The sequence below is a fragment of the Streptomyces sp. VRA16 Mangrove soil genome (assembly GCF_017377775.1).
Classification (GTDB): Bacteria; Actinomycetota; Actinomycetes; order Streptomycetales; family Streptomycetaceae; genus Streptomyces.
Map to the genome: position 1 here is coordinate 31,877 of NZ_JAFVLN010000027.1, position 26,914 is coordinate 58,790.

Annotated in this window: 24 protein-coding genes; 13 read left to right on the forward strand and 11 right to left on the reverse strand. The window is 72.8% G+C overall.

The features are described 5' to 3' along the window. Positions 1-6: 6 nt before the first annotated feature. The 5 genes from J3486_RS41225 to J3486_RS41245 are packed head-to-tail and all read left to right on the forward strand — an operon-like array spanning position 7 to position 6,010. Positions 7-1,890, forward strand: a complete 1,884-nt coding sequence (locus J3486_RS41225) for a biotin carboxylase N-terminal domain-containing protein (protein ID WP_207829255.1) — start codon at positions 7-9, stop codon at positions 1,888-1,890. Further along, the gene (locus J3486_RS41230; protein ID WP_207829256.1) at positions 1,887-3,056 is read left to right on the forward strand and encodes an acyl-CoA dehydrogenase family protein; all 1,170 of its coding nucleotides are present in this window, start codon (positions 1,887-1,889) and stop codon (positions 3,054-3,056) included. The genes J3486_RS41225 and J3486_RS41230 overlap by 4 nt, the downstream gene beginning before the upstream one ends. A gap of 45 nt (positions 3,057-3,101) precedes the next feature. Continuing rightward, on the forward strand, positions 3,102-4,679 hold the full coding sequence (locus J3486_RS41235) for a 4-coumarate--CoA ligase family protein (RefSeq protein ID WP_207829320.1): 1,578 nt from the start codon (positions 3,102-3,104) through the stop codon (positions 4,677-4,679). Between the two features lie 3 nt (positions 4,680-4,682). Further along, positions 4,683-5,435, forward strand: coding sequence for an enoyl-CoA hydratase family protein (locus tag J3486_RS41240; RefSeq protein WP_207829257.1), 753 nt, complete (start codon positions 4,683-4,685; stop codon positions 5,433-5,435). Further along, positions 5,423-6,010, forward strand: coding sequence for a TetR/AcrR family transcriptional regulator (locus J3486_RS41245; RefSeq protein WP_207829258.1), 588 nt, complete (start codon positions 5,423-5,425; stop codon positions 6,008-6,010). The genes J3486_RS41240 and J3486_RS41245 overlap by 13 nt, the downstream gene beginning before the upstream one ends. A gap of 166 nt (positions 6,011-6,176) precedes the next feature. Here the strand turns inward: J3486_RS41245 and J3486_RS41250 are convergent, their stop codons facing one another. Next, entirely contained in the window at positions 6,177-7,277 is a 1,101-nt protein-coding gene (locus tag J3486_RS41250) for a citrate synthase 2 (protein WP_207829259.1), read from the reverse strand. Positions 7,278-7,531: 254 nt separating this feature from the next. Here J3486_RS41250 and pdxH point away from each other — a divergent pair, with 254 nt between their 5' ends. Then, entirely contained in the window at positions 7,532-8,167 is a 636-nt protein-coding gene (pdxH, locus tag J3486_RS41255; RefSeq protein WP_207829321.1) for a pyridoxamine 5'-phosphate oxidase, read from the forward strand. A gap of 201 nt (positions 8,168-8,368) precedes the next feature. Here the strand turns inward: pdxH and J3486_RS41260 are convergent, their stop codons facing one another. Together J3486_RS41260 and J3486_RS41265 are read right to left on the reverse strand one after the other, a co-directional pair. Continuing rightward, the gene (locus J3486_RS41260; RefSeq protein WP_207829261.1) at positions 8,369-9,232 is read right to left on the reverse strand and encodes an alpha/beta fold hydrolase; all 864 of its coding nucleotides are present in this window, start codon (positions 9,230-9,232) and stop codon (positions 8,369-8,371) included. A gap of 565 nt (positions 9,233-9,797) precedes the next feature. Continuing rightward, positions 9,798-10,490: a metal-dependent transcriptional regulator gene (locus J3486_RS41265; RefSeq protein ID WP_207829262.1), complete on the reverse strand. Its 693-nt coding sequence runs from the start codon at positions 10,488-10,490 to the stop codon at positions 9,798-9,800. Between the two features lie 261 nt (positions 10,491-10,751). Between J3486_RS41265 and J3486_RS41270 the strand changes: the two genes are divergently transcribed. Next, positions 10,752-11,519, forward strand: coding sequence for an SIS domain-containing protein (locus J3486_RS41270; RefSeq protein WP_207829263.1), 768 nt, complete (start codon positions 10,752-10,754; stop codon positions 11,517-11,519). 18 nt (positions 11,520-11,537) lie between these two features. On the opposite strand, the gene J3486_RS41275 is transcribed toward J3486_RS41270, so the two are convergent. Beyond that, the gene (locus tag J3486_RS41275; RefSeq protein ID WP_207829264.1) at positions 11,538-12,914 is read right to left on the reverse strand and encodes a PAS domain-containing protein; all 1,377 of its coding nucleotides are present in this window, start codon (positions 12,912-12,914) and stop codon (positions 11,538-11,540) included. Positions 12,915-13,125: 211 nt separating this feature from the next. Between J3486_RS41275 and J3486_RS41280 the strand changes: the two genes are divergently transcribed. After that, on the forward strand, positions 13,126-13,653 hold the full coding sequence (locus J3486_RS41280; RefSeq protein WP_207829265.1) for a DinB family protein: 528 nt from the start codon (positions 13,126-13,128) through the stop codon (positions 13,651-13,653). A 305-nt stretch (positions 13,654-13,958) separates the two neighbouring features. Here the strand turns inward: J3486_RS41280 and J3486_RS41285 are convergent, their stop codons facing one another. Further along, positions 13,959-14,348 carry a hypothetical protein gene (locus J3486_RS41285; RefSeq protein WP_207829266.1) on the reverse strand — a complete coding sequence of 130 codons (390 nt, stop codon included), beginning with the start codon at positions 14,346-14,348 and terminating at the stop codon, positions 13,959-13,961. 65 nt (positions 14,349-14,413) lie between these two features. On the opposite strand from J3486_RS41285, the gene J3486_RS41290 reads away from it, so the two are divergent. Further along, the gene (locus J3486_RS41290) at positions 14,414-14,998 is read left to right on the forward strand and encodes a TetR/AcrR family transcriptional regulator (RefSeq protein WP_207829267.1); all 585 of its coding nucleotides are present in this window, start codon (positions 14,414-14,416) and stop codon (positions 14,996-14,998) included. Here the strand turns inward: J3486_RS41290 and J3486_RS41295 are convergent. The 3 genes from J3486_RS41295 to J3486_RS41305 form a co-directional block, all read right to left on the reverse strand. Beyond that, complete coding sequence (locus tag J3486_RS41295; protein ID WP_207829268.1) at positions 14,995-16,581, reverse strand: transporter; 1,587 nt, start codon at positions 16,579-16,581, stop codon at positions 14,995-14,997. The two genes, J3486_RS41290 and J3486_RS41295, sit on opposite strands and share 4 nt — an antisense overlap. Continuing rightward, positions 16,578-17,375: an ABC transporter ATP-binding protein gene (locus tag J3486_RS41300; protein WP_207829270.1), complete on the reverse strand. Its 798-nt coding sequence runs from the start codon at positions 17,373-17,375 to the stop codon at positions 16,578-16,580. Before J3486_RS41300 ends, J3486_RS41295 begins: the two co-directional genes overlap by 4 nt. 79 nt (positions 17,376-17,454) lie before the next feature. Beyond that, a complete protein-coding gene (locus tag J3486_RS41305) occupies positions 17,455-18,147 on the reverse strand; it encodes a bifunctional DNA primase/polymerase (protein ID WP_207829271.1) in 693 nt (230 codons plus the stop codon). Between the two features lie 274 nt (positions 18,148-18,421). On the opposite strand from J3486_RS41305, the gene J3486_RS41310 reads away from it, so the two are divergent. Both J3486_RS41310 and J3486_RS41315 read left to right on the forward strand, forming a co-directional pair. Then, a complete protein-coding gene (locus J3486_RS41310; RefSeq protein WP_207829273.1) occupies positions 18,422-19,813 on the forward strand; it encodes a transcriptional regulator in 1,392 nt (463 codons plus the stop codon). A 161-nt stretch (positions 19,814-19,974) separates the two neighbouring features. Continuing rightward, a complete protein-coding gene (locus J3486_RS41315) occupies positions 19,975-21,495 on the forward strand; it encodes a hypothetical protein (protein WP_207829275.1) in 1,521 nt (506 codons plus the stop codon). Between the two features lie 48 nt (positions 21,496-21,543). On the opposite strand, the gene J3486_RS41320 is transcribed toward J3486_RS41315, so the two are convergent. After that, on the reverse strand, positions 21,544-22,839 hold the full coding sequence (locus J3486_RS41320) for an ABC transporter substrate-binding protein (protein WP_207829277.1): 1,296 nt from the start codon (positions 22,837-22,839) through the stop codon (positions 21,544-21,546). Positions 22,840-22,956: 117 nt separating this feature from the next. Here J3486_RS41320 and J3486_RS41325 point away from each other — a divergent pair, with 117 nt between their 5' ends. Both J3486_RS41325 and purU read left to right on the forward strand, forming a co-directional pair. Continuing rightward, on the forward strand, positions 22,957-23,457 hold the full coding sequence (locus J3486_RS41325; RefSeq protein ID WP_207829278.1) for a hypothetical protein: 501 nt from the start codon (positions 22,957-22,959) through the stop codon (positions 23,455-23,457). 121 nt (positions 23,458-23,578) lie between these two features. After that, on the forward strand, positions 23,579-24,454 hold the full coding sequence (gene purU / locus J3486_RS41330) for a formyltetrahydrofolate deformylase (RefSeq protein WP_207829280.1): 876 nt from the start codon (positions 23,579-23,581) through the stop codon (positions 24,452-24,454). A gap of 214 nt (positions 24,455-24,668) precedes the next feature. Here the strand turns inward: purU and J3486_RS41335 are convergent, their stop codons facing one another. Both J3486_RS41335 and J3486_RS41340 read right to left on the reverse strand, forming a co-directional pair. Then, a complete protein-coding gene (locus J3486_RS41335) occupies positions 24,669-25,982 on the reverse strand; it encodes a zf-HC2 domain-containing protein (protein ID WP_207829282.1) in 1,314 nt (437 codons plus the stop codon). Beyond that, on the reverse strand, positions 25,979-26,554 hold the full coding sequence (locus J3486_RS41340; RefSeq protein WP_207829283.1) for a sigma-70 family RNA polymerase sigma factor: 576 nt from the start codon (positions 26,552-26,554) through the stop codon (positions 25,979-25,981). The genes J3486_RS41335 and J3486_RS41340 overlap by 4 nt, the downstream gene beginning before the upstream one ends. Positions 26,555-26,914: the final 360 nt, after the last annotated feature.

The window sequence follows — 26,914 nt, forward strand, 5'->3', positions numbered from 1 at the left end:
GCCCCGATGACCCTCCTGTCCAGTGTTCTTGTGGCCAACCGCGGTGAGATCGCCTGCCGCGTCTTCCGCACCTGCCGCGACCTCGGCATCCGTACGGTCGCCGTGCACTCCGACCCCGACGCGGACGCGCTGCACGTGCGCGAGGCCGACCTCGCCGTACGCCTGCCGGGCGCCACCCCCGCCGACACCTATCTGCGCGCCGACCTCGTCGTGAAGGCCGCCCTCGACGCGGGCGCCGACGCCGTGCACCCTGGGTACGGGTTCCTCTCCGAGAACGCCGAGTTCGCCCGGGCCGTCACCGACGCGGGCCTGACCTGGATCGGCCCGACGCCCGAGGCGATCGAGGCCATGGCGTCCAAGACCCGCGCCAAGGAGCTGATGGGGATCGCGCCGCTCGGCGAGGTCACCGAGGCCGATCTGCCCGTGCTCGTGAAGGCGGCCGCGGGCGGCGGCGGGCGCGGCATGCGCGTCGTACGCGAACTGGCGCACCTGGAAGGCGAGTTGGCGGCGGCGCGGGCCGAGGCGCTGTCCGCGTTCGGTGACGGCGAAGTGTTCGTCGAGCGGTACCTGGGAGGTGACGCGGGCGGCCGGCACGTCGAGGTGCAGGTGCTCGCCGACACCCACGGCACCGTATGGGTGCTCGGCACGCGCGACTGCTCCCTCCAGCGCCGCCACCAGAAGGTGATCGAGGAGGCCCCGGCGCCCGGACTCACCGACGCACTCACCGCACAGCTGTACGCGTCGGCCGAGCGGGCCGTGCGCGCCGTGTCGTACGTCGGCGCCGGGACCGTCGAGTTCCTCGTCGCCGGCGACACCGCCCACTTCCTGGAGATGAACACCCGGCTCCAGGTCGAACACCCCGTCACCGAGGCCGTGTTCGGCATCGACCTCGTCGCCCTGCAACTGCGCGTCGCCGAGGGCGAGGCCCTGGAACCCGGACCCCCGGCCCCGCGCGGGCACGCCGTCGAGGCCCGCCTGTACGCCGAGGACCCGGCCGCCGGGTTCGCCCCGCAGACCGGGACCCTGCACCGGCTCGCCGTCCCCGGCACCGTCCGCCTCGACACCGGGTACACCGACGGCGACCCCATCGGCGTGCACTACGACGCCATGCTCGCCAAGGCCGTCGCCCACGCCCCGACCCGCGCCGCCGCCGTCCGTGCCCTGGCCGGCGCCCTGGAGCGGGCCGAGGTGCACGGCCCCGTCACCAACCGCGAGCTGCTCGTCCGCTCCCTGCGCCACCCCGAGTTCACCTCGGCCCGCATGGACACCGGGTTCTACGACCGCCACCTCACCGAGCTGACCGCCCCCGACGAGGACCCGCACGCGCCGCTCGCCGCCGCCCTGGCCGGGGCCTGCGGCCGCTCCCGCTTCGGCGGCTTCCGCAACGTGCCCGCGCAGCCGCAGACCCGGCGCTTTCGCAGCGAACCCCACGGCACCGAGCACGAGGTGCGCTACCGGCACACCCGCACCGGCTTCGCCGTCGACGACGACGTACGCGTCGTGCACGCGTCGCCCGACCGCGTCGTCCTCGAAGTCGGCGGTGTGCAAAGGAAGTTCGATGTACGCCGCTACGGCGACCGGGTCCATGTGAACGGCGCCGCGCTCACCGCCCTGCCCCGCTTCACCGACCCCAGCGAGCAGCGCGCCCCCGGCTCCCTGCTCGCCCCCATGCCCGGCACCGTCGTCCGCGTCGCGGACGGCCTCGCCGAGGGCGCCGCCGTCACCGCGGGACAGCCCCTGATCTGGCTGGAGGCGATGAAGATGGAGCACCGCATCTGCGCCCCCGCCTCCGGAACGCTCACCGCCCTGCATGCCGCCGTCGGCCACCAGGTCGAGGTCGGCGCCCTGCTCGCCGTAGTGGACGCCGCACAGGAGGAGACATCCGCATGAGCACCGCCCCCGTCCTCGAAACCGAAGAGCACCAGGCCCTGCGGGCCGCCGTCGCCGCCCTCGGCAAGCGGTTCGGCCGCGACTACATGACCCGCGTCACCGCCGCCGAAGGCCACCCCGAGGAGCTGTGGGCCGAGGCCGCGAAACTCGGCTACCTCGGCGTGAACCTGCCCGAGGAGTACGGCGGCGGAGGCGGCGGCATCGCCGAACTCTCCATAGTCCTTGAGGAGTTGGGGGCCGCCGGGTCCCCGCTCCTGATGATGGTCGTGTCGCCCGCGATCTGCGGCACCGTCATCTCCCGGTTCGGTACCGCCGCCCAGAAGCGGGAGTGGCTGCCCGGACTCGCCGACGGCAGCCGCGCCATGGCGTTCGGCATCACCGAGCCCGACGCCGGCTCCAACTCGCACCGGATTACCACCACGGCCCGCCGCGACGACGACGGCTCATGGGTCCTGAACGGCCGCAAGGTCTTCATCTCCGGCGTCGACATCGCCGACGCCACCCTCATCGTCGGCCGCACCTCCGACGCCCGCACCGGCAGGCTCAAACCCTGCCTGTTCATCGTGCCGCGCGACGCCGACGGCTTCGGGCGGCGGCAGATCGACATGGAACTCCAGGCCCCGGAGAAGCAGTTCGAGCTGACCCTGGACGACGTACGGCTGCCCGCCGACGCGCTCGTCGGCGACGAGGACGCGGGCCTGCTCCAGCTGTTCGCCGGACTCAACCCGGAGCGCATCATGACCGCGGCCTTCGCGATCGGCATGGGCCGGTACGCGCTCGGGCGCGCCGTCGAGTACGCCCGTGAGCGCACCGTGTGGCAGGCCCCCATCGGCGCCCACCAGGCCGTCGCCCACCCGCTCGCCCAGGTCCACATCGAACTGGAACTGGCCCGTCTGATGATGCAGAAGGCGGCGCGCCTCTACGACGCGGGCGACGACATCGGCGCAGGTGAGGCCGCCAACATGGCCAAGTACGCGGCCGCCGAGGCGTGCGTGCGGGCCGTCGACCAGTCCGTGCACACGCTCGGCGGCAACGGCCTCACCCGCGAGTTCGGCCTCGCCTCCCTCATCACCGGTTCGCGCGTGGCGCGTATCGCCCCGGTCAGCCGGGAAATGATCCTCAACTACGTGTCCCACCAGAGCCTGGGACTGCCCAAGTCGTACTGATCCCGACCGCCATCAACAGCCCTTCAATGACGAGGAGTCGGCATGGTGTTCAAGAGCGCGTACGAGGACGTCGGCGTCGTCGACGAACCCATTCACGACGCCGTGCTCGGGGGCGCGGCCGCCCGCGGCAGCGCCCCCGCCCTCGTCGACGGCGAGACGGGCATGACGATCACATACGCCCAACTCGACCGGTTCCACCGGAAAGTGGCGGCGGCCCTGGTCGAGGCGGGCGTGCGCAAGGGCGACGTCGTCGCCCTGCACAGCCCGAACACCGTCGCCTACCCGGTCGCCTTCTACGGCGCCACCCGGGCCGGAGCCGCCGTCACCACCGTGCACCCGCTGGCCACCCCCGAGGAGTTCGCCCGCCAGCTCAGGGACGCGGCCGCCGCCTGGATCGTCACCGTCACCCCACTGCTGCCGGCGGCCCGCGCCGCGGCCGAACTCGCGGGCGGGATACGGGAGATATTCGTCTGCGACCCGGCCGGCGACAGCGGCCACCGCTCCCTGCTCGACCTGCTCGCCACGGACGCCCCCGAGCCGCACATCCCCGTCGACCCGGCCGACGACGTGGCCGCGCTGCCGTACTCGTCGGGCACCACCGGCGTCCCCAAGGGCGTCATGCTCACCCACCGCAACATCGCCACGAACCTGGCCCAGCTCGAACCCCTCGTCCCGACCGGCCCCGGCGACCGCATCCTCGCGGTCCTGCCGTTCTTCCACATCTACGGTCTCACCGCCCTGATGAACGCCCCGCTGCGGCAGGGCGCCACCGTCGTCGTCCTGCCCCGCTTCGACCTCGACACGTTCCTCGCCGCGATCGAGCGGCACCGCATCACCAACCTCTACGTGGCCCCGCCGATCGTCCTCGCCCTCGCCAAGCACCCCGCGGTGGCGGGCCACGACCTGTCCTCCCTCCGGCACGTCGTCAGCGCCGCCGCCCCGCTCGACGGCGCGCTCGCCCGCGCCTGCGCCGACCGGCTCGGCCTGCCCCTGGTCGGCCAGGCGTACGGGATGACGGAACTCTCGCCCGGCACCCACATCGTGCCGCTCGCGGCCCACGACGCCCCGCCCGGCACCGTCGGCACGCTGCTGCCCTCCACCGAGATGCGGCTGCTCTCCCTCGACGACCCCGCCAAGGACGCCGCCCCCGGCGAACCCGGAGAGGTCCTCATCCGCGGCCCGCAGGTCATGAAGGGCTACCTCGGCCGCCCCCAGGCCACCGTCGAGATGATCGACCGCGACGGCTGGGTGCACACCGGCGACGTCGGCCAGGTCGACGGCGACGGCTGGCTGTTCATCGTCGACCGGGTGAAGGAACTCATCAAGTACAAGGGCTTCCAGGTCGCCCCCGCCGACCTCGAAGCGCTCCTGCTCACCCACGACGGCATCGCCGACGCCGCCGTCATCGGCGTCACCGACGAGGACGGCACCGAACTCCCCAAGGCGTACGTCGTCCGCGCGGACCCCGCCCTCACCGCACAGGACGTCATGGCGTACGTCGCCGAACGCGTCGCCCCGTACAAGAAGATCCGCCGCGTCGCCTTCATCGACGGGGTGCCGCGCGCCGCGTCCGGGAAGATCCTGCGCCGCGAACTGCGCCGACCGCCCCGAGAGAAGAGCTAGTCCATGCCGGCAGGGAATCTGATCCAGTACGCCCACGACCGCGGCATCACCACCCTCACCCTGGACTCGCCCGCCAACCGCAACGCCCTCTCCCGCGCCCTCGTCGGCGAGCTCACCGAGCGGCTGCGGCGCGCGGACAAGGACAGCGAGGTACGGGCCGTCGTCCTCGGCCACACCGGCACCACCTTCTGCGCGGGCGCCGACCTGCGCGACCCGCCGGACCCGGACGCGCTCGTCGGACTGCTCCGGCAGATCGTCGAGCTGGGCAAGCCGGTGGTCGCCCGCGTCGACGGGCACGTACGGGCGGGCGGCCTCGGCCTGGTCGGCGCCTGCGACATCGCGGCGGCCTCGGCCACCTCGTCGTTCGCGTTCACCGAAGTGCGCATCGGGGTCGCGCCCGCCGTCATCTCGATGCCGCTGCTGCCGCGCGTGGACCCGCGCGCGGTCGCCCGCTACTACCTGACGGGGGAGCGGTTCGACGCGGCCGAGGCGGCCAGGACCGGCCTGGTGACCGTGGCGGGTCCGCAAGGGCGGGCCGTGGACGACGTACTCGCACCGGTCCTCGACGGGCTGCGCAGGTCGTCGCCGCAGGCCCTGGCCGAGACGAAGAAGCTGCTCACGGTTAAAGTCCTGCAAGCCTTCGACCGGGACGCGCCGGCGCTGACGGCGCTGTCGGAGCGGCTGTTCGGCTCCTCCCAGGCCCACGAGGGCATGACGGCCTTTCTCGAACGACGGGACCCCGCATGGGTGTTGTGACGCTGCCCAAACAGGACCGCTCGCGCGCGACGCGGCGCAAACTCCTGGCATCGGCGGTGGCCTGCCTCGCCGAACGCGGCTGGTCCGGCTCCACGGTCTCCGTCGTCGCCGAGCACGCCGGAGTCTCCCGCGGCGCGGCCCAGCACCACTTCCCGACCCGCGAGGACCTGTTCACGGCGGCCGTCGAGTACGTCGCCGAGGAGCGCTCCGAGGCGTTGCGCGCCCTGCGCCCGCAGGGCCGCGCGGAGGCCGTCGCGGCCCTCGTCGACCTGTACACGGGGCCGTTGTTCCGCGCGGCGCTGCATCTGTGGGTGGCCGCCTCCCACGAGCCCCAGCTCGGCGAGCGCGTCACCGAACTGGAGTCCCGCGTGGGCCGCGAGACCCACCGCATCGCGGTGGAGCTCCTCGACGCGGACGAGACCGTTCCGGGGGTGCGGGAGACCGTGCAGGGGCTGCTGGACATGGCGCGGGGCCTGGGGCTCGCCAATCTGCTGACGGACGACGGGGCGCGGCGGGGGCGGGTCGTGGAGGAGTGGGCCGGGATCGTGGACCGGGTCCTGGGGCACGCGCCGTAGCTTCGAGGGGGTGCGTTGCCAGATGCGGGCCGGTGGGGCTTCTCGCGCAGTTCCCCGCGCCTTCATCGATGAGATGCCGCACCGAAGGTGCGCATCTCAGGGGCGCGGGGAACTGCGCGATCAGCCCCCACGCACCCGCACTCGCGAACCGGTGGAAGGGGCCGAGCTACTGGGCGATGTCCGCGTACCCCTTGATCTCCTGCGGCGGCCGCGTCGCGGGCCCCACATAGCGGGCCGAGGGACGGACCAGGCGTCCCGTGCGCTTCTGCTCAAGAATGTGCGCCGACCACCCCGCCGTACGGGCACAGGTGAACATCGACGTGAACATGTGCGCCGGCACCTCGGCGAAGTCGAGCACGATCGCCGCCCAGAACTCCACGTTGGTGGCGAGGACCCGGTCGGGCCGGCGCGCGTGCAGCTCGGCGAGCGCCGCCTTCTCCAGTGCCTCGGCGACCTCGAACCGCGGCGCCCCCAGCTCCCGCGCCGTACGCCGCAGCACGCGCGCCCGCGGGTCCTCGGCCCGGTACACCCGGTGCCCGAACCCCATCAGGCGCTCACCCTTGTCGAGCGCCTTGCGGACGTACGCCTCCGCGTCCCCGGTCCGCTCGATCTCCTCGATCATGCCGAGGACCCGCGACGGGGCACCGCCGTGCAGCGGCCCGGACATGGCACCCACGGCCCCCGACAGCGCGGCGGCGACATCGGCCCCGGTGGAGGCGATGACGCGGGCGGTGAAGGTGGACGCGTTCATGCCGTGCTCGGCGGCCGAGGTCCAGTACGCGTCGACGGCCGCGACGTGCTTCGGGTCAGGCTCACCGCGCCAGCGCTTCATGAACCGCTCGACGACCGACCCGGCCTTGTCGATCTCGCTCTGCGGCACCATCGGGAGCCCCTGCCCGCGCGCCGACTGGGCGACGTACGACAGGGCCATGACGGCGGCCCGCGCCAGATCGTCGCGGGCCTGCTTCTCGTCGATGTCGAGCAGCGGTTTCAGGCCCCACACGGGCGCCAGCATGGCCAGCGCGGACTGCACGTCGACCCGGATGTCACCGGAGTGGACGGGGATGGGGAACGGCTCGGCCGGCGGCAGCCCGGGGTTGAAGGCGCCGTCGACCAGCAGCCCCCACACGTTCCCGAACGAGACATGGCCGACCAGATCCTCGATGTCGACGCCCCGGTACCGCAGGGCGCCACCTTCCTTGTCCGGTTCGGCGATCTCCGTCTCGAACGCGACGACTCCTTCGAGACCAGGTACGAAGTCGGACATCAGGCGGCTCCTCTTGATGCGTGGACTGCGGGGCGGGTGGATGCGCGGTCACTCACGACTCGCGCTCCGGGTCGGTCACACCCGTGATGCCCCGAACGGGATGCGGCTCAACCGTTCCGGCCCTTGGAACATAGCCCTCGGTGCCAGAGTTGGCGAGCCTTGGCGGCACTCAGTGCCATGTTTCACTCCGTGTGCGCCTGTGCCCGACCGTCCGGCAGGATGACGCCGTGACCGACACACCCGACCCCGCCGCCATGCGGGAGCAGTACCGCACGCACGACGGCGGTCTGCTCGAGTCCGACCTCGCCGCACACCCCATGGAGCAGTTCACGCACTGGTTCAAACAGGCGGCGGCGCCCGGCTCCCCGCTGCCCGAGCCGAACGCCATGGTCGTCTCCACGGCGGACGCCGACGGCCGCCCCAGCTCGCGCACGGTGCTCCTGAAGTCGTACGGCACCGAGGGCTTCGTCTTCTACACCAACTACGGCTCCCGCAAGGCCCGCGAACTCGCCGTGAACCCGCACATCGCGCTGCTCTTCCCGTGGCACGCGATGAGCCGGCAGGTCCTGGTGACGGGAACGGCGGCGCGCACGTCCCGGGAGGAGACCGCGGCCTACTTCCACTCCCGCCCGCACGGCTCCCAGCTCGGCGCCTGGGCCAGCGCCCAGTCCACGGTGCTCGGCTCACGGGCCGAACTCGATTCCGGGTACGAGGAGTTGCGGCGGCGCTATCCGGTGGGGTCGGCCGTTCCGGTGCCGGAGCACTGGGGCGGGTTCCGGATCGTCCCGGGGACGGTGGAGTTCTGGCAGGGCCGCGAGAACCGTCTCCATGACCGGCTGCGCTACACGCGGGCCGATCCTGGGTGGCGGGTGGAGCGGCTGAGCCCGTGACGGGCCGCGTCCGCGTCTGCCGGGTGCCGGCCGGATCGCGGGCGCGGCTCCGGTGAGGGCTGGCCGCGCAGTTCCCCGCGCCCCTGAAGGCCTGCAGCTCCGCCGCGCCTTCATCCTCCCGGGCGCGGGGAACTGCGCGACCAGCCACACTCCTCCCGCACCCGCAGACCGGTCGCAACCCGGCACGCGAACAGGCGCCCCCTACAACCCGGCCAGCACTCCGTCCAGGAACGGCGAGATCGCGGCGCGCCACGCCTCGGGCTGGTCGTAGTGGACGAGATGCCCGGCATCGGCCACCTCCGCGTACTCGCCCCGCGGCAGCACCCGGACCATCTCCTGCGCCTCGGCCCGCCCCAGCTCCCCGTCCAGGCCCCGCACCACCAGCGCGGGACACCGCACGGCCGCCAGTTCCTCCCAGTGCGCGTCGTAGACCCACGTGGAGCGCGCGGCGAGCATCTGGCGGCGCGAGAACACCGGCCGCCACCCGTCGTCCGACTCCGTCATCACCTCGGCGTAGAACTCGCCGCGCGCCGGATTGGGCCGCTCCACCCAGGGATCGTCCTCCCCGAACCACTTCCGCACGTCCGCCAGCGTCGCGAACGGCAGCGGCCACGCCTTGAACCAGTCCTCCCACTCCCGCTGGGAGGCGGCCCCGAGCGCCGAGGCCCGCATGTCACAGATGACCAGGCCGCGGACCAGGTCCGGGCGGCGGGCGGCGAGCTGCCATGCGGTGAGGGCGCCCATGGAGTGCCCGATGAGCACAGCCGGCTCAAGGCCCAGCTGCACCAGGGCCGCCTCCGCGTCGAGGACGTACGCCTCCCGGTCGAAGGGGCCCTGCGGAGGCTTGTCGCTCTGTCCGTGCCCGCGCTGGTCGAGAGCGACGGCCCGATGCCGCTCGGCCAGCCAGCGCGCCGTGCCGGCCCAATGGGACGCCCGGCCCATCAGGCCGTGCAGTAACAGGACTCCGGGACCTCGCCCGGCCTCGCCCGTCTTGGGCGGGTCGGCGAACTCCCAGGCGGCCAGGCGGACCCCGCCCGCTCCGGTCACGTCGATGCGCCGCGCCATAGGCCCTGGCACCCCCTCGTGGTCGCGCCTGCAGTCGCGTACCCGCGCACGCTATCGAACCTTTTTTCGAAAGCGTGGTGCTCTCCGGCAACACCCCTCGTTCGAGTGACAGCGCTCAAGGAATGACCGGCGCGGCCGAGGGGATCTTTCTCTCGGGAGGCGGACCGCTCGGGGAAGACGGTCCGAGGGGAATGACCCTGGGAGCTCGGGGCTCCGGGTCAGCACAGGGGAGGACAGGCCCCGGCGCCGCAAGGCGCCGGGGCCCTCTGCGTCCCGGGTGAGCGTCTCCGTCGCACCGGGCTTCTCCCGCGTCCCGCAAGCCCGTCGCGCCCCGAACGGCCGGTCCATCCCAGGCCTCCTCCGGTCATATGCCTCACGCGACAGCCTCGCACGCACAGCGTGTGAGCGCTGCGATTCCGCACAGTGAATCTTGCTTTCTGCGGAAACGCGCAGCATGCACGGATACCGGTCAACTCTGCGCCGTACCACGGAAGTTGACGCGCGGCCCGGGAGAGTCCACGTCAGGGGTGCCCCGGCCTCCTGCGGTGTCGAGGAGGTACGCGTCTCAGCGCTTGGCGACGAAGACGTGCGAGGCGATGTCCGCCTCCAGCTCCGCCGCCTCGCCACTGCTGCCCACCAGGACCCCGCCCGGCGACCGCGTCACGCTGACCACCGAACCGGGCTGCACGCCCGCCCGGCGCAGCGTGTACATCAGCTGCGCGTCCGTCTGGATCGGCTCGCCGATGCGCCGCACGACCACGGTCTTGCCGTCGCCCCCGGTGTCGAGGTCGGCCAGCGAGACCATCCCCTCGTCCAGGAACGGGTCCGCGCCGTCCTTCTCGCCCAGCTCCTCCAGGCCCGGGATCGGGTTCCCGTACGGCGACTCGGTCGGGTGGCGCAGCAACTCCAGGACGCGCCGCTCCACCGCCTCGCTCATCACGTGCTCCCAGCGGCAGGCCTCCGCGTGCACCTGCTCCCACTCCAGGCCGATCACATCGACCAGCAGGCACTCGGCGAGCCGGTGCTTGCGCATGACGCGGGTGGCGAGCCGCCGCCCCTCGTCGGTCAGCTCCAGGTGCCGGTCGGCGGCGACGGCCACCAGGCCGTCCCGCTCCATCCGGGCCACGGTCTGGCTGACCGTCGGGCCGCTCTGGTCGAGCCGCTCGGCGATCCGGGCGCGCATGGGGACCACACCTTCCTCTTCCAGCTCGAGGATGGTGCGGAGGTACATCTCCGTGGTGTCGATCAGTCCGGACATACGTGCCCCTCGTATAGCTGTGTAGCTACGCGGCAGCCCCGCTGGCTGGCCGCACAGCGCGTGCGCTGGCCCTGGCGTCAATTCTGACGCATACCGCTGACAACCGTGCCGCGCCGGGGAAAGCCCGGGGAAAGCCCGGGAAAAGCCGGGAAACAGGGGCCCGGCGGCGCTCCGGACCGTATTGACAGAGCACTGGTCCAGACCGCACGGTGATCCGCGACACAGAGCGTCCCGACCACCATCATTCAAGGGGCTACGCCGATGAGCGAGAGCAGCAAACTGGCCGCACAGTACCTCGACGCATCGATCGCGCTCCTGGAGCGGATCCGCGACGAGGAGGCGGAGAACATCCGCGTGGCCGGCACCCTGCTCGCCGACACCGTCGCCGCCGGCGGCCGCCTCTTCGCGTTCGGCGCCGGACACTCCTCGCTCGCCGCGCAGGACGTCGTCTACCGCGCCGGCAGCCTCGCCCTGATGAACCTGCTCGCCGTCCCCGGCGCCGTCGGCGTCGACGTCATGCCCGCCACCCTCGGCTCGGCCCTGGAGCGGGTGGACGGGCTCGCCGCGGCGGTCCTGGACTCCAGCCCCGCGAAGGCCGGCGACGCCCTCGTGATCATCTCCCTCTCCGGGCGCAACGCGCTGCCCGTCGAGATGGCCATGAACGCCCGCGCCCTGGGCCTCAAGGTCATCGGCGTCACGTCCCTCGCCTACGCCACCGGGCCCGACGCCCCCAGGTCCCGGCACACCTCGGGCACGTATCTGCGCGACCACTGCGACGTCGTCCTGGACTCCAAGATCGCCGTCGGCGACGCCGAGCTCAGCTACGACGGGGTCGCGGCGCCCTTCGCCTCCGCCTCCACCGTCACCACCAGCGCCCTGATGCAGTCCACCCTCGCCACCTGCGCCGCCACCCTCGCCGACCGCGGCGTCCAGCCCCCGCTGCTGCGCTCGGGGAACGTGGACGGCGGCCACGACTGGAACGCCAAGGTCTTCGCCGAGTACCGGGACCGCATCTTCTATCAGCACTGACGCCCGAGAGCAGGGGAGTCAGGTGGCCAGATCCACCGCCCCCGCGATGAGCGCGGCCACGCTCTCCGCGTACATCGCGTCGCCCCGCTCGAACCGGGCCCGGCTGGCCCCGCGCAGGAACGTCACGACCCCCAGCGTCCGCCCCCGGCTGCGCAGCACCGCGCACAGCGCGAACCGGCTGCCTTCGGGCCACTGCCGGGCCGCCGCCCACTCCGCCGCGTCGGCGGCCCCCGGCGCGCCGGCCCGCACTGAACCGGCGCGCTCCACGCACTGCAGCGCCGGGTGCCCCTCCCCGTAGCGCACCGGCAGCGCGCCCCGCGTCACCAGCAGGCTCGGCCCCGGCGCCCCCGAGGGCGTCGCGGCGGCCCGCACGAGACGCAGCGGCTCCTCGCTCGCCACCAGATCGATCACCGCGTGATCCGCGAACCCGGCGAGCGCGAAGTCCAGATGCACGGTCGCCGCCTCGCCCGGGTCCTCGCACTCGGAGGCGGCCCGTGCCGCGCGATGCAACTGATGCGCCCGGAAACGGAGTTGGGACCCCTCGGCCTCGGTCAGCTTGGCCTCGGTCACGTCCTGGAACAGCCAGCCGACCCCCAGCGGCACCGGCTCCTCGGCGAGCGGCGACGCCAGCCGCACGAAGCCGCTGCGCCAGCACCGCCGGTCCTGCTTCCCGTCGGTGCCCCGCACCGACACCCACACCTCCATCGGCGCGGGCGGCGCCCCCTCGGACAGGACGTGCGCGAGGGCGCCCTCCAGTTCCTCCACGCCCTGTGCGATCAACTCGCCCAGGGGCCGCCCGAGCACCGCGGTGCGCCCCGAGCCGAGGGCCCGCGCCGCATGACCGTTGCAGACGGCCGGCCGCAGGTCGGCGTCGACGATCACGACCCCCCAGGAGGCGTCCTCGAACAGCGCCTCGCTCAGGGCGATCGATCGCTCCAGATCGATCTGCGCGTGCACCTCGCTGAAGGCGCAGTACACCCCGGCGGGTTTGCCGTCGGGGCCGCGGACGGCGGCCGACTGGGTCCGGACCAGCACCCGCCCGCCGTCCTTCCTGACGAGCGCGAACTCGTGCACCTGCCGGCCCGACGCGTGCATCGCGGCGAGCAGCCGCCCCTGCACCTCGTCGGCGTCCGACGACCGCACGGCCCAGCCCGCGAACCCCTGCCGGCCCACGGCCTCGCCGGGCGACCACCCGAGGATCCGCTCGGCCTCCCGGTTCCAGTGGGTCACGAACCCGTCGGCGTCGAAGGCGCACAGGGCGGCATCCATGCCGTCGAGCAGAGCGGCCAGCAGATCGCCTCCGGCGGACCCGCCGCTCTCCTCGGGGCCATCGGGCTCATCGGGCTCTTCAGGACCGAGCTCATCAGTGGTTCCACTACGCCGGGAAGCACTCACCTGGCACCCCCTGCAGGCTGTGACGGCGCGCCGACATACGCGTACTGCTTCAGATCATTCAACTCGAACGTGACGCATCCCACACGGGGTTCGGTCAACTTCGAGGAATCGGAGGAGTTCGGGGGCTCGGAGGAGTTCGGGGACGTCGGGGGCTTCGGGGATATCGGGGGCCGCGTGGACATCGGTGTACGCACCCTTCCAGGATGCAGCCATGACCACGACTCCCGACGGCCGCCCCGTACCCCCGCCGCACGCCGACGAGCGCACCACGCTGGAGAGTTGGCTCGACTTCCACCGTGCGACGCTGGCCCTCAAGTGCGCGGACCTCGCCGACGCCCAGGCCCGCACCGCCGCCGTCCCGACCTCCGCCCTCACCCTGCTCGGCCTGGTCCAGCACCTGGCCGAGGTCGAACGAAACTGGTTCCAGCGCATCCTGGCGGGCGCCCAAGTCCCGCCGGTCTTCCCGGACTCGGGCCCGGACGGCTTCGCCCTCACCGCGGACCGCACCCTGGCGGACGCCCTGACCCAGTGGCGCGCCGAGGTCACCCGCTCCCGCGAACTCGCCGCCGCACGCGCCCTGGACGCCCCCGGGACCCTCTCCCCGCAGGAAGCCGTCCATGCGGGCACCTCCACGATCTCTCTGCGCTGGATCCTGACGCACCTGATCGAGGAGTACGCCCGTCACAACGGCCACGCGGACCTGTTGAGGGAAGCCGTCGACGGTGTGACCGGGGCCTGAGAACCCGCTCGCACCAAGTCCTCGAAAAATAGGTTGAGCCCTCCCGGAGCTCTTCATAAGGTGGCGCGTACACGAGAAGGGAGGTGGTTCGGCAGATGTATGAATACCGGACGCGTGAGGTGACTGCGGGCTAGCGGCCCGACGTCGCATCTCGAATTCGGCGCCGGACCGGCACGTGATCCGTGCGTGCAGCCGGCCCCTATTCCCAAGCAGTCACCCGACCCGCGAGCTGCCGGTACGTCCGGCCGGCTTCCACCCGTCCAGTACGGGGGAACCACAGCTCGCGGGTCGCCTGCGTTCTCGGGCTACACCATCCGGCCGCGCGCCCAGGCGCGGCCCGCCGCCACGTCCTGGGTGGCCGTGGTCGGGCAGCCCCAGAGCTTGTCTCCGCTGTGGATGGCCCTGGCCCGCTCCGCCGTGATGTGCGCCGGTGCCACGAAGGCGAGGCCGCGGCAGTGGGCCGTCAGGCCGGGGCGCAGCTCCTTGAGGGCGCGGATCCGCTCGGTGGCGGGGGCGCCCGTGGGGCGTTCCTCGGGCTCCGGCATCAGAAGGACCGCGGTGAACGGGACGGCCCGGTCGGCGAGGCCGCGCAGTTCGCGCAGGACCAGGTCCTGGGCCTCCGGTGTGGGCAGCCCGGTCGCGTCGATCTCGTGAACCGCTCTGCCCCGTGCCTCTCGTGCCTCTCGTGCGTCCATGGGAGGGGAGTGTACGCACTTTAGCGACCAGTGGTCACTAATAAGGTCGGCATAGCCTTGCCGCGATGACCACAAAGGCGAAGAACACGACCGGAAACCGGCCGGGACGGCCCGCGCGGCTCAGCCGCGAGCTGATCGTCGAGGCCGCGCTGCGGGGCGACGTGGAGACGCTCACCATGCGGGAACTGGCGTCCCGGCTCGGGGTCGCGCACTCCTCGCTCTACCGGTGGGTGCCCGACCGGGACGGGGTGCTCGACCTGGTGAGCGAGGTCATGGTCGAGCGGCTGCTGCCCGCGGGGGAGCCGGGGCCCGACGACTGGCGGGAGTGGCTGGCACGGCTCGCCCGGTCGATGCGGGACGAGTTCCTGGCCGTACCCGGGTACGCCGCCCATGTGGCCCGCCCGCACCGGCACCACCCGGAGTCGTTCGGGCGGCTGCGGGAGCGGGTCGTCGCGGCGTTCCGGGCGGCCGGTGCGGGGGAGGCGGACGCCGAGTCGAGCTGGCAGGTGTTCGGGTTCGGGGTGGTGCGGTGGCTCGGGGCGGCCGGGAGCGGGCCCGACGAGCCGTCGTTCGAGGCGTTCCTGGAGACCTTGCTGCGCGGACTTCCGGTCGGTTCCGGGCCCCTTGACCGGCCCCTGCACCCCTCTTAGCCCTTGCTCACCGCCGCCAGGATCTCCGGCAGCCGGTCCGCCGTGCGGGGAGCGGCGAGGTGGAGGCCGATGAGGGTGAGACCGGCGCCGTACGCCGCGCCGACGGGCAGGACGGTCCAGGCCCAGGCGTCCGCACCCGTCGCGTGCAGGGCGATCGTGAGGGCGATGACGGGCGCGCAGAGCAGCGCCGCGGCCACCATGCCGCCGAAGATGGAGATCCAGGCGAGCCCGGCCTGACCGGGGGCGACGTTCTTGTACCCCTCCTGCGGGATGGAGTACGGGAAGCGGGCCGAGGTCCAGGCGCCGGTGGCGAGCATCGCGCCGAGCAGGGCGAACGAGAGCCCGAGGGCCTCCGGGAGGTCGGGCCAGGCACCCAGCAGCGCCGTGGTCACCACCGTCACCAGGGTCGCGTACGGGAGGGTGATCAAAAGCAGCGCCAGCGCGCGGGCCCGGAGTTCGGTGTAGGCGTCGCGCGGGGTCGCGATGGCCATCGCCACCATCCAGAACGCCGAGGTGTCCTGCCCGAACTGGTTGTACATCTGGATGCCGAGCATCCCGGCGGCGAAGCACGCGAAGTAGACGGAGCCGGTGCCCTGGAGGGCGTTGAAGACGGGCACGATCAGGCCGATCGCCAGGGAGGTCACCCAGGCGGCCTTGGTCTTCGGGTCGCGCCACACGTAGCGCAGGCTGCGTTCCATCACGGTGCCGGTGCGGCCGGTGGGCAGCAGGCGGCGGCCGGAGCCGGTGGTGCGGCCGCGGCGGGTGGGTTCCGCGGCCTGCAGGGTGGACCCGTCGGGGGCGGTCATCAGGCGGGTGAGCGCGCGCCGCCAGGCCAGCAGGAGGCCCGCCAACGCCACGGCGCAGAGCGCCAGTTGGGCGACCGCGACGCCGTACGAGCCGTCGCCCGCCGCGTCCACCGCGCCGATCGCCGCCCCGGGCGGCACCCAGCGCAGTACGTCCGCCGCCGGGTCGAGCGCCTGCACCCCGCCCGCGCGGCCCAGCCGCTGCACGCCGAAGTTGACCAGCTGGGCGCCGATCGCGATGACGAGGCCGCTGAGGACGGCGAGGTCGCGGCCCCTGCGGCTGGTGAGCAGACGGATGTTGGCGGCGGCCACGGCGCGGGCCAGGGCGACGCAGATCAGCAGGGCGAGGGGGACGGCGAGCACGGCGGTCACCGCGCCCGCGGGCCCGCGCGCCGTCGCGTAGCCGGAGCCGCCGAGCAGGCAGAGCGTGAACACGGGTCCGATGCCGACGAGGGACGCGACGAGCAGTCCGCGCACCAGCGGATCGGGGTGCAGCGGCAGCATCGCGAGCCGGGTCGGGTCGAGGGTCTCGTCGCCGCTGGGGAAGAACAGCGGCAGCACGGCCCAGCCGAGTGCGAGCAGCGTGGTGAGCAGGATGCCGATCGTCGCGGCGTGCGCGGTGCCGTGCAGCAGGAGCAGGGCGAGCAGTTGCAGCGCCCCGATCAGCAGGACGACGACGAGGGAGGCGAGGTAGGCCGCGCGCCGTCCGCCGGACTGGCGCAGTCCGCCCCGCAGGAGGGCGAGCTTCAGGCGGACGAGGGTGCCCGTGAGGCCCGTCATGCGTCGGTCTCCGGCGCGGCGGCCGGGTTGCCGAGCCAGTCGAGCGCGCCCCCGGTGTCCCGCCCGTTCGCCCCCACCAGCGCCAGGAACGCCTCCTGGAGCGAGGCCGCGTCGCCGCGTACGTCCGTCAGGGGGCCCTGGGCCCGGATCCGGCCCGCCGCCATGACCGCGACCCAGTCGCACAGCGACTCGACGAGCTCCATGACGTGGGAGGAGAAGACGACGGTGGCGCCCGAGCGGGTGTACCGCTCCAGGACACCGCGGATGGTCTGGGCCGACACCGGGTCGACGCCCTCGAACGGCTCGTCCAGGAAGAGGACTTCGGGATTGTGGAGGAGCGCCGCGGCGAGACCGATCTTCTTGCGCATGCCGGTCGAGTAGTCGACGACGAGTTTGTGCTGGGCGGAGGAGAGGTCCAGGACGTCCAGGAGCTGGCCCGCCCGCTTGTCGACCTCGGCGCCGGGCAGGCCCCGCAACCGCCCGGTGTAGGCGAGGAGTTCGCGTCCCGAGAGACGCTCGAACAGGCGCAGGCCCTCCGGCAGGACACCGATGCGGGCCTTGACCCGGGCCGGGTCGGCCCAGACGTCGTGGCCCGCGACGTGCACGGTGCCGCGGTCGGGGCGCAGCAGCCCGGTGACCATGGAGAGCGTGGTGGTCTTGCCCGCCCCGTTCGGGCCGACCAGGCCGATGAACTTGCCCGCGGGGAGCGTGAGTTCGATCCCGGCGACCGCGGTCTGCCGGCCGAACGACTTCCAGAGGTCGTGAACGCGTACGGCTGCGGTTTCCCTGGTCATCCGGGCACGATACGTCGGCCGTAGGGCGTCCGCGGGGAGGCGCTGCCCAGGGGGTCAGGAACCGGCCCCGGCGGCGTCCTCAGCGGCGTCCCTCGCGCCCGCACGCGTAGGCCAGCGGCGAGATGAGCTCCTCGGCGTCGGGCAGCCAGCGGTTCGCGGCGGTCGGGCGGCAGGCCCACTGGACGGCGCCCTGGCTGCCGAAGCGGGTCGGGGGCGCGGCGACGTACCCGCCCTCGCCGAGGGCGACCAGGTCGAGCGAGGCGGGCGGCCAGCCGAGCTTGCGGACGAGGTCGGGGACCTTGAGGGTGGCGCCGGGGAGCACGAAGAACTGCATGCGCCGGTCGGGGGTGCAGGTGACCGGGCCGAGCGTGAGCTCCATGCGCTCCATGCGGGCGAGCGCGAGGAACCCGGCGGTCTCGGGGACGTCGATGGCGTCGAAGGTGCGACCGGTGGGGAGGAGGATCGAGGACTTCGGCTGCTTCGACCACAGGCGGCGGGCGACGGTGGCGCTGCCGGTCGCCTGCGTGGCCCAGTCGGGGCGCGCGGGGTGTGCGCCGGGCCGCTCGCACTGGGGCTCGCCGCAGGAGCAGCGCTGGACGCCCTCGTCGAAGTCCAGCCAGGTACCGGGGAACACGTCCCAGTGCCGTTCTTCCGCATAGCGCACGGCCGTGTCCAGGAGGGATTCGCCGCGCTGTTGCGGGATCTGTCCGCTCGCGGTGACGGGGCTGACGGGTGACGTGACGTCCGAGGCGCCTGCGATGGTCTCTTCCACGCAGTTCTCAACTCCCGCCCCTCTCTGGGGTTACGGGCGCACGCGAGGGCGGAGAGGGAGCATCGCTCCTGTACGTGGGGCGCATGGGTGCATGGACGGGGGCGCGCAGGGGCGGCGGCAGCGGGGTTCGGGTAGCCAGGGACCAGAAGAACTGGGCGAGGGGGAGAACGCCTGAGAGGGTTATGTATTTCCTACCCGTTTGTGGCGCATCTTCCGTTTGTCTGCCGGGCATTGATCCACCGACCACGATCCTGGCCACAGCAGGGGGTACGTCATGGCCGCACGGCCTCTCGTAGCGCGACAGCCCAACGAACGGCTGCAGTCGCTGATCCAGGAAGCGGGCTGCTCGAACGCGGGCCTGGCCCGCAGGGTCAACATGTGCGGCGCGGAGCACGGGCTCGATCTGCGCTACGACAAGACATCCGTGGCCCGCTGGCTGCGCGGGCAGCAGCCGCGCGGCCGGGCGCCGGGCATCATCGCCGAGGCGCTGGGCCGCAAGCTGGGCCGGACCGTCACGATCGACGAGATCGGGATGGCGAACGGCAAGAACCTCGCGTCCGGCGTCGGCCTGCAGTTCTCGCCGACCGTGCTCGGCGCCATCGAGCAGGTCTGCGAGCTGTGGCGCAGCGACGTGGGGCGCAGGGACTTCCTGTCCGGGTCCTCGGTCGCGTCGTCCGCGCTCGTCGAGCCGAGCCGGGACTGGCTGATCTCCGTGCCGGACTCGCAGGTGGCGCGGTCGGCCGGGCCGCGGGTCGGCCCGTCCGACGTGGCGGCGGTGCGCGCGATGACGCAGGCGCTGACCGATCTCGACCACCAGTACGGCAGCGGGCACGTCCGCCCCGTGGTGGTGCACTACCTGAACAGCGTGGTGAGCGGGCTGCTCGCGGGCTCGTACCGGGAGGCGGTCGGGCGTGAACTGTTCGCCGCCGTCGCGCGGTTGACGGAGCTCGCCGGGTACATGGCCGTCGACACCGGACAGCCGGGCCTCGCCCAGCGCTACTACATCCAGGCACTCAGGCTTGCCCAGGCGGCGGGGGACCGCGGTTACGGCGGGTACGTACTGGCCGCGTCCATGAGCCACTTGGCGGCGCAGCTGGGCAACCCGCGCGAGATCGCCCAGCTCGCCCGCGCGGCTCAGGAGGGGGCGCGCGGACGCGTGACGCCGCGTGCGGAGGCGATGTTCCACGCCGCCGAAGCGCGCGGCCACGCACTCCTCGGGGACGCCAGGTCCGCACAGACCGCGTCGGGCCGGGCCGTCGCGGCGATGGAACTGGCCGAGGGGCGCACGGAGTCGGGCGACGACCCGGCCTGGATCGCCCACTTCGACCACGCCTATCTCGCCGACGAACTCGCCCACTGCCACCGGGATCTGGGGCAGGCGCGGGACGCGGCGCGGTGCGCGCAGGAGTCGTTGGACGGGCATCCCGAGTCGCGGGCCAGGCGGCGCGCGATCGGTCTCGTGCTCCTCGCCACCGCTCATGTGCAACAGCGCGAGGTGGAACAGGCCTGCCACACGGGACTTCGGGCCGTCGAACTGCTCGGCACGCTGCGTTCGAACCGGGGCGCGGAGTACCTGGAGGACTTCAGGGAACGGCTCGAACCGTTCCGCGAGGAGGCCGTGGTGCGGGAGTTCGGGGCGCGGGTGGAGCTGCAGGCCGCCGCGTAGCACCGGGGTCGGTAACAGCGTCGCCGGGGCCGGTTTTGTTACTCCCGTCACGGGGGAGGCTCTCGGGATTTGAGGTGCGTAGCACGGGCGTACGAGGACCCGGTAGCGTGAGCCGACGATTCCGTAATCCGTTATGGCCCCCATCCGTAGTAGGAGTCTCGGTGACGCAGCAGAGCGGACAGAGCGGGCAGGGCGAAGGTCCGCACCTTCCGCAGGCCCGGCAGGCACACGAAGGTGTCGTGCTGCCTGCCGACGGCGGTGAGCCCCTGTTGCCGGGCGCGTACGGCGACCGGATACCGCAGCCCGGACCCGCCGGCGCCACCCCGTGGGGGCAGCCGTGGGGTCCCGAGTCCCAGCAGGCGCAGGCCGCCCAGCCGATGCCGACCTACGAGTGGGGCGAGCCGCAGCAGCCCTCCGGCGCACTGCCGCCGCAGGCCCCTGCGCAGGCGCTGCCGCAGCAGCACGCGCCGGCCGGGCCGATGCCGCAGGCCGCCCCGCAGGGCGCGTACGACGCCGACGCGACGCAGTACATCGCGCCGCAGCCCGCCGGTGCCGCCGATGCCACGCAGTACATGCCGCCCGCCGGTGCGGCCGACGCCACGCAGTACATGCCGCCGCAGACCGGCGCGGCCCCGCTGCCGCCGGAGACGCCCGCCGAGTCCACCCAGTTCCTGGGCCGCGCCCTGCAGCAGCCGATGCCGCAGCAGCCGATGCCGGGCGCGCTGCCCGACGCGGTGCCGGGCGGACCGGCCGGCGCGGACAGCGAGGCCACCCAGTACATCCCGCCGGTGCCCGGCCAGCCGCAGGCCGCGCCCTACGGCATCCGCCCCGGGGCACCGGGCGACCGGCAGCCGCCGGCCGAGTTCGACGCGCTGTTCCGTACGGAGCCGGAGGGCGCGGCCGCGTCGACGCAGCAGATGCCGCGCTTCGACCCGCACACGCAGAACCCGCACGCCCAGAACCCGCAGAACCCGCAGAACGCGCACGTGCCGCCGGTGCAGCCGCAGGGCTACGAGCCCGAGCCGGTCGCCCGCGGCAAGGGCCGCGCCGGTACGGGTTCTCGGGGTCCGCTGATCGCGGCCGTCGGCGTGGGCATCCTCGTCCTCGGCATCGGCGCGGGCGCGCTGCTCGGCGGCGGTGACGACGACAAGAAGTCGGACACCACCACGACGGTCTCGGACTCCTCGTCCGCGCCCAGCGAGTCGGCCTCGCCGTCCGCCGACCCGGCCAAGGAGCAGGCCGTCGCCCTCGACAAGCTGCTCGCCGAGTCCAACAACAGCCGCTCCGCCGTCGTACGGTCCGTCGCGAACATCGGCGCCTGCAAGGAGCTGCCCGCCGCCGCGAAGGACCTGCGGGACGCCGCGACGCAGCGCAACGACCTCGTGACGCAGCTCAGCGCCCTGGCCGTGGACAAGCTGCCCGACCACGCGCAGCTCACCGACGCGCTGACCCGCGCCTGGAAGGCGTCCGCCTCGGCGGACAGCCACTACGCGGCGTGGGCCGACCAGGTCGGGGGCAACGGCAAGCTCTGCCACAAGGGGCACGCCAGGTCGACGCCGCAGCGCAGGGCCGGCGACACGGCCAGTGGTACGGCCTCGCAGCAGAAGGCCCGCGCCTCCAAGCTGTGGAACGGGATCGCGTCCCAGTACGGCCTGACGCAGCGCTCGGCCGTCCAGCTGTAGCCGCCGCGGCGTCCGCGTGTCCGGCGCGGCCGGCGGCCGTGGCGTGGCTCAGGAAGCCTTCGCCAGGGTCGCCGTCACGTCCACCAGGGACTTGTGGGTCGCGACGAGCCGGCCGTCGCGCACCTTCTGGAACGTGACCCGCGCGTTGACCAGGCGCGGATAGCCGCCCGCGTCGGACATGTGGGCGTAGTCCCAGCGCAGCGACGGCGTCAGCCCGCCCGTGGTGACCTTCAGGCCCTTGTCGAGGGTCCGGCGGACGCTGTCCGCGGTCACCGCGCCGTCGCCGATCGCCTCGACGACCTGCTTCAGGACGCTGTACGCGATCCAGGTGGTCTGCACGCCCGCGTCCGCCGGGTCGATCCGGTTGTCGCCGAAGGCCTGCTCGTTGATCGCCTTCTTCATCGGGGCCCAGCGGGCGTCGCTCGACGCCGGGTACCAGCCGGTGACGTACGCCCCTTCGTACGGGCTCCGGGCGCCGCCGGAGCGGTCGACGACGGACTGGTCGACGCTGCCGAGCACGCTGGCCGTGCGCACCCCGGGATAGTCCTCGCGCAGCCGCCGGAACGAGTCGAAGAACGTGTCCGTGCGCTCCCCGAGCGCGGCCGCCACACAGCCCGTGCCCTGCGGGGCCGCGCTCGCGGTGCGCAGCGCCTCGACGGCCTGGGTGTTGTAGTCGGTGGCGTCGTCGGTGGTGCGCAGATCGGTGGCGGCGGCGCGATGGCGCAGGGCGAGGCCGGTGTTCATCAGGGAGATCAGTTCGTCGCCCGCGACCGTGTCGGGGCGGACCAGGACCGTGCGCGCGCAGTCCGCGGCGAGCTGCTGCCCGGTGCCGGCGAGCAGAGCGGCCTCGCCGCCGTTGACCGGGTAGGACAGCGGGCTGGTGAACTCCGCGTCGGAGACCCCGTAGCCGCCGATGTAGGGGATGCCGGCCGATTCCAGGGGCGGCATGAACGCGCGCCCGTACTGGCTGTAGGAGCCGACGACGGCGACCGCTTTCTGGTCGACGGCCCGGCCCGCGCACTTCGCGGCGCCCACGCTGTCGTTGTGGTCGTTGCAGGTGAGGACCCGCAGCCGGTGGCCGTTGAGGCCGCCGTGGGCGTTGACCCAGCGCGCGTACGCCTCGGCCATGGCCGGCATGCCCGGTTGGTTCGTCGCCCCGGTCTTCTCGGGGGCCCAGGTCATCACGGTGATCGGCTGATCCCTGGAGCCCCCCGTGGCTCCAGGGATCAGCCCGCAGCCGGCGACCAGAGTCGTGCCAGCGACGAGGGTGGTGAGTTTGGTGAGCTTCTGGAGCCGGGTGGGCTTCGTGGTGGTGTGGTGGCGCCTGCCGCCGGTGCCGGTCATGGCCCTGCACGATTCCGCCGCATCCCTAACCCCGGAGTGATCACCGGTCAACGTACGGTGACGCGCAGGTGAATTACGGGGGCCGGTCGGCGCGCCCGGGCGCGGCACGTACGATCGATGACCGTGCAAAGCTCGGAGAAGTCTTCCCGCCGCGGCCGTCGCTCCACGAGGATGGGCGGCATGCCACTCAATGACATGCCGTGGTGGCGCTGGCGCAGCAATGTGCGCTCCGCGCTGCACATGCTCTCCGACCCGTCGTTCCAGCGGGACGTCTGGCTGGCCGGCGTGGACGGGTACGGGGACGTGACCGACGCCGTGTACCGGCTCGTCGAGGACACCTGGCTCGACAACTGGTCCGCCGAGAAGTACGTCGGGACGATCTTCCGGGACTCGCAGGAGGCGGTGCTCGTCGACGGCGCGGTGCTCCGGGTGCTGCGGATCATGCACCAGGTCGGGCCCGACGCCCCCGTCTCCGTCTATCTGGAGCACGAGGGGTGGCCGGAGGCGGTGCGGGCGGCGCGGGACGCGCATGTGAGGCTCGCCACGAGCGACGGTGAGGACCCCGAGGTCGCGCCCCGGACCCTGGAAGTGCTGCGGATCATGACGCGGGCGGCTTAGCGGGCGTTGCCGAGTGCGGGCCTGTGGTCCGTTCTCGCACCGTTCCCGGTGGTCCCGGCCGCGTTGTCCGAACCCCGGGACGGACGGTTCCCGTCGCCCCCGGTGTGCGAACCTTGCCCCTATGAACGCGCAGTCCGCATCCTCCGGCCCCGAGCAGTACGTCCTCACGCTGTCCTGCCCCGACAAGCAGGGCATCGTGCACGCCGTGTCGAGCTACCTCTTCATGACCGGCTGCAACATCGAGGACAGTCAGCAGTTCGGCGACCACGACACGGGTCTGTTCTTCATGCGTGTCCACTTCAGCGCGGACGCTCCCGTCACGGCGGAGAAGCTGCGGGCCAGCTTCGCCGCGATCGGTGACTCGTTCCACATGGACTGGCAGATCCACCGGGCCTGCGACCGTATGAAGGTCGTGCTCATGGTCAGCAAGTTCGGTCACTGCCTCAACGATCTGCTGTTCCGGGCCCGGATCGGCGCGCTGCCCGTCGACATCGCGGCGGTCGTCTCCAACCACACGGACTTCGCGGAGCTCGTCGCCTCGTACGACGTTCCCTTCCGCCACATTCCGGTGACGAAGGAGACCAAGGCCGACGCCGAGGCGCAGCTCCTTGAACTGGTGCGGGCCGAGGGCGTGGAGCTCGTCGTGCTCGCCCGGTACATGCAGGTCCTCTCGGACGACCTGTGCAAGCAGCTCAGCGGGCGGATCATCAACATCCACCACTCGTTCCTGCCGAGCTTCAAGGGCGCGAAGCCGTACCACCAGGCGCATGCGCGCGGTGTGAAGCTGATCGGGGCCACGGCGCACTATGTGACCGCGGATCTCGACGAGGGGCCGATCATCGAGCAGGAGGTCGAGCGGGTGGGGCATGACGTCACCCCCGATCAGCTGGTCGCGATCGGCCGTGACGTGGAGTGCCAGGCGCTGGCGCGGGCCGTCAAGTGGCATGCGGAGCGGCGTATTTTGCTGAACGGGCGGCGGACCGTGGTGTTCGCGTAGGTCTCGTTTCCGGGTGCGGCTCCGGTGGGGGCTGGTCGCGCACCGCGGCGGAGCCGCTGATGGACACAGCCCCGCGCCCGTGGAGGCATGCGCTGCGCGCAGCCTTCCCCTGAGCGAGCGGAGCTCGCTTCAGGGGCGCGGGGAACTGCGCGAGAAGCCCCACCGGGCCCGCAGTCGCCCGACAGTCGAACCCGGCAGATGAACAGGCGCTCTTCTACAAGCGGCTCAGCGCCGCCGTGGCGCTGAGGACGTCGCGGATCGCCTCACGGTCGCCGAGTTGCCCGGCGGCCGCCTCCTCCGGGGAGACGTGGCCGGCCGCGAGGCGGCAGAACTCCACGCCGTCCAGGGCGACATGGGCCACCTCGCGCTCGGCGGAGCCGACCGCCGCGGGGGAGTCGAGCGCGATCAGCCACTCGCCGCCACCGGCGCCCTCGACCTCGAGCCGCAGACTCCGCCCGGGGGCACCCGCGCTGACCAGCTCGCGGGCCGGGGCCGCGAGGCCGGTGCGGCGGCGCAGGGCGAGGGAGTCGGGCAGCATCCGGGCGGCCAGGTCGATCATGCGGTGCAGATGGCGCGGGGACGGCGCGGCGAACGGATAGTCCACGGCGTCCGCGATGTCGCCCGCGTGCACCCAGCACTCGAAGGCCCGGTCGATCATGGAGTCCCGCAACGGGAGCGTGAAGTCCCCGTACGGGACGGGGAGTTGACCGGTGCCGCCGGACCCCGACGCGTCGCCGCCCGCGAAGGAGACGGTGCGGATGACGGCGTGCGTCTGGTCGCGCCACGGCGGGCGCACCGCGCGGGTCGGCGGGAAGTGGGAGGCCTTCCAGTACGCCTCCGTGCGCTCGGCGGGGCCCAGACCGTCCCGGGCGGGCGGGCCGAGCGGGTCCTCCAGGCCCAGGGCGCGGGCGATCAGGCCGTCGACGCTGGTGAGATGGGCGATGACCCCGGCGACGGTGGTCTTCCGGCTGACCTGTTCCTCGCCCTCGTACCAGCGCAGCCGGACCGGCGCGTGCCACTCGGGGTCGCCGAAGTCCTGCAGCAGCGCGTCGAGCCGCGCGGTCTCCGCGTCGTACGGGGCCGCCCAGACCGGCACCGGGATGCGCGCGGGGCGCCGGGTCAGGCAGCCCTCCAGGACGCGGGAGCGCAGCATCGGGTCGAGGTCCAGGGGGTCCTCGGCGTGCAGCAGGCCGACGGCGTCGCGCAGCCGCAGCGCTTCCTCGGCGCAGGTGCCGCAGGTGCCGAGGTGGTCCTCGACGGCGACGGCCTCCTCGGGCGAGCAGGCCGCGAGGGCCCAGGCGCCGAGCAGCGACTTGAGGACGCGGTGCTCCAGGACGAGGGGCGCGGCCGGGACCGGGACGTCGGGCAGCGGGGCGCCGGTGTCCTCGACGGAGCTGCGGGGCGTGGGTATCCGCAGGGCGGAGTCCGCGGCCCCGCTCCCCGGCCCGCCGGGCTCCCCGCCGTGCGGGCCGTACGGGTCGTCCGGGTCGAAGGGGTCGTGCCGTCCCGGCCCGTTCGCCCCGCTCACGCCGGCCTCCCGTAGCCGCTGCCCGGCGGGGTGCCGCTGTCGTGGGCCGTGGAGAGCAGTTGCAGGCCCAGGCGCAGCCGGCGGCGTGCCTCGTCCTCGGTGACGCCGAGGTCGGCGGCGGTCTGGCGGTAGTCGCGGCGCTGGAAGTAGGCCAGTTCGAGCGCGGCGCGCAGCGGGGCGGGCATCGACGTGACGATGTAGTCGGCGCGGGCGGCGGCGGAGGCACGGCGCACCTTGCGCTCCAGGTCCTCGGTGGTGCCACGGCCGGTGCGCACGAGGGCGGCGGACTCGGTCTGCCGCAGCCGCTGCACGGCCTGCCGGTGCACGAGAGTGGCGATGAACGAGCGCAACGGACCCGACTTGGGGTCGTACGCCTCAGGGTTCTCCCAGATCTGGGTGAAGACCTCGCGGGTGATCTGGTCCGCGGCCTCCTCGTCGTCCAGGACGCGGTGGGCGAGACCGTGCACCAGGGAGGCGAATCGGTCGTACAGCTCTCCGAGCGCGGCGGCCTCGCCGTGCGCCAGGCGCTGCTGCATCCTCCGGTCCCAGCGGGACGGAGTCTCCTTGGGCATGGGGCCCCCTCACCGACTGCCCTTACCTGTGTACACCTGTTGCCGAACTACGTGTCTGCTGCTGCCGAACTACATGTCTGCTACCCGAATGTAGTCCGCACCTCCGATGACGCACGCTCCTTTGCCGCATTGTGCGCCCCATACCGGTAACCGGTGATAAGGAGCCCGGGACCGGCGGGATCGAGCAAGCGGCCAGATTATGTTCGTAAGTGACCGTCTAAGTCTTAACTAGGCCATATGTGATAGGTGTGCGGTGGTGTTTCGGCCCACTGCGGCCGGGCAGCCGCGCAGAAGAAGCAAAGCGTAGGAATGGATTCCGCTTCGAAGGTGGGCAGAGCAGTGACGTCGAGAGAGAGGCAC